Origin of the sequence: Corynebacterium sp. HMSC078H07 (assembly GCF_001812805.1) — a bacterium.
Taxonomy (GTDB): domain Bacteria; phylum Actinomycetota; class Actinomycetes; order Mycobacteriales; family Mycobacteriaceae; genus Corynebacterium.
Map to the genome: position 1 here is coordinate 1 of NZ_KV810501.1, position 311 is coordinate 311.

1 pseudogene is annotated in these 311 nt (G+C 50.5%); it reads right to left on the minus strand.

Annotation, left to right across the window (positions count from 1 at the left end):
• A pseudogene (locus HMPREF2875_RS09570) lies at window positions 1–186 on the minus strand (hypothetical protein); the annotation flags it as partial.
• Window positions 187–311 lie beyond the last annotated feature (125 nt).

A 311-nucleotide genomic window follows, 5' to 3' on the forward strand; every position in this document is an offset into this window, starting at 1 on the left:
GATGATCTTCACCCGCATCACAATGCAGGCCAACGTTGCCGCGATAACCAATGCGCCAAAAAGGATAGCTATCCACGTGGAATTAACCATTGTTGGCAGAAGCGCTGCTACAACAGCGAGGCCAATAACGATTCCCAGCCACTGGAGCGGGCCATTGAGATAGCGCACATAGACGTTTTCACTCATGGCTCTCAATGGTAGTTAGAAGCGTTCCAGCCTCGTGGAGCATCACCGGAGTCGGTTTCTTCAATCTTGTCGAAGGCGCAGATTGTCGTTCATAGGTAGAGTTTTACGCATGCCGAATCGTGAAA